The organism is Cysteiniphilum litorale, assembly GCF_003428165.1.
Taxonomy (GTDB): Bacteria; Pseudomonadota; Gammaproteobacteria; order Francisellales; family Francisellaceae; genus Caedibacter; species Caedibacter litoralis.
Genome location: NZ_QLIQ01000101.1, coordinates 1 through 2,507 on the forward strand (window position 1 = coordinate 1; position 2,507 = coordinate 2,507).

A 2,507-nucleotide genomic window follows, 5' to 3' on the forward strand; every position below is an offset into this window, starting at 1 on the left:
GTTGACGTAATAATCTTAGAATACGGATCAAGGAAGAATCGATGCTCTGACGAAAACTCACCGCGCTTGATTAAAAACGATGAAAACCATGCTTCAGATGAGGGGCGAAAACGCTGAATCGTCTTAATTTCATGATCACTAAACAACGGGTTATCCTTATTCTGTTTGGCAAATCCCGCAAAGCTTGCATCCTGTGACATAATGATTTTAATCGCCGCTTTTTCATAACCCTGTGCTAACAGGTTCGTACTGTTAAGCTCCTTAACCGTTTGACCAATAAACGCAAGTGCGGCATGCTTTTTACGATACGTGGCAGCAGCTTCTGAAAACTTATCCTGCAAGGTTTGTGATTCAAAGCGCATAATCTGTGGCGCTTCTTCAATAAAAAATCCCTTGGGCTTAGCATCTCTGGATAAAATAATCCGATTATTAATATCAATCGATAATGCCATCATCAGCGGGTTAATCATCTCTTTAGAAACACCCTCAACCTCAACACAGATAAACGGCGAATCAGGGTCAAGCTTTGAGGTTTCATTAAAAATCTTACTGTGTGTCTTGCTGTAAGAGTCGGTGCAATAAATCTTTAACAAATCAAGCCAATCCGATAACCTCGTGTCACAGTGACCATTATTTTGTCGCCGTTGCTCATCGACCATTTTCTTAAGCTCATCCCACACATGGTCAACCTTGGTGTCCGTGGTAAACTGCTGATGCGCCAACATCACCGCTTGGGTCAGTTTAGCAAACTGCCACGGGCAAACTTCTTTGTCTTTGGGCTTACCAATCATATAAAACAACTCAGCAATCATTGAAATGGTATTGGAATAAACCGAATACACATCAATATCAGGATCATTCATCAGATCAGGGTCATTTTCCATTTTCTCTAAATCCAAATAACTAAACGGATTTAAGTACAACTCCATCGCATTAATATGCCGACCCTCAACCATTTCAACCAGATCACGAAATGAATTGCCCTTATCAATTGCCCACGCATACCCCCCCATTGCCACAATCTGATAAATCAGTAATTGCGCCAAAACGGACTTACCTGAACCTTTAGCCCCCGCAATCACCACATTATAAGAGTCCGTACCCATTTTAAATAAATTCAACGGCGCAAACTGATTCTTAGCCGTTGTCGTGATTAAGCCATAGCTGCGCCCTTGATGCTCGCCCTTATCAGGGTCATAGGCACCCTTATAGTCACCAACAATCGGTAAAAAACTCGCCACATTTGGCGATTTACTGCGATGCCTTGTGCCTGAGCGTTGCCTGTCCTGACTTAATGGCGCATAACAAAACGGGAAAATACTTTGAAAAATCTGACCCTGTAGATACTGACACGACTGTAGCTGTAATCCATGACGAAATAAGTTCATCGCTGCTGCCACATCTTTTTTGTAATTCGCTTTGGTTGAAAATAAAATTAAGTCCATTGAAAACGTACATATCCGATAACGATCATCTTCTAAACCCCGTTGTATGTCACGATACTCACTGAGTTCATCATTTAAAAACGGCAATAGCTTTTCAAAACCAAGCGATCTTAATTTGTCTAAACTTTTGATCTTTTTGCGCGTCTGCGTATCTGAGCTGAGCTTATCCTCAATCTGAAAATTGGTTGTCCATAAAAAAGGGCAACGTAAGGACAGTCCAATATTATTGCTTGAGCTTAAAAATTCAGGTAATTGCGTCATAAAAAAGTCACTCGGCAGTTTTTTTAAGCTCAAACAAACCACGCGAACCTCAGCTTTTTCTTCTGTATTTTCTGCTGCATTTTGCTCTGCATTTTCCACATCTTCTTCTGCTTTTACTGTTTCATCATCTTGAGACATAGCATGATTATGATGACCACCATAATCACCATAACCACAGGTTTCATCTTTAAACGAAATATCAATATAGTTCGCTGTGATCTCATCAATCACCGTAGAGACATCCACCACTTGCTGATTTAAATAAGCATACGGATTATGATGATATTCACTTGGCTTAAGCTTTTTAGGATTGTGATTAATCAAATGCCCTACATGTGCCATTAATGCCTCTGCATCCATCGCCTGATAGTGAATTTGCGCTGTCGATAAGGCAATCTCAACATCCTCTTTGATATTTGCCATCTTATAGGCATCCTGTCCAATACAGTGCGCAAAAAAATACGCCTCATATTCTTTTAAATCAAATCGTGCGTGTTTGCCATAACCACTGGGAAATCCATCAATCAGTGCCTTAATCGCTAAGTTTGCCTGATTGTTGGCAATATCCGCATACATCCCGCCACGCTTGGAATGTACATGCGCATTATACTGGATTTTTTCCAGTAACTGCCTGTGACCCAATAAACTGAACTGATAGCTGAATTTCTTACCCGCAGGCAACTTACTGACAATCAGATCATTTAAATCCTTAGCAAGGTTAAGACTTGCACCAGTTAACGGTGCTAACTGCAAACCAAAGCCGAAACCTTGCTTACCATTTTTACTTTTTCTATCTTTTAC

At 40.6% G+C, this 2,507-nt stretch carries 1 protein-coding gene; it reads right to left on the minus strand.

The window, feature by feature from the left end:
- Positions 1-2,507: TraC family protein (locus DNJ75_RS14605; protein ID WP_157968391.1), on the minus strand; the 2,507-nt coding region annotated here is incomplete at both ends.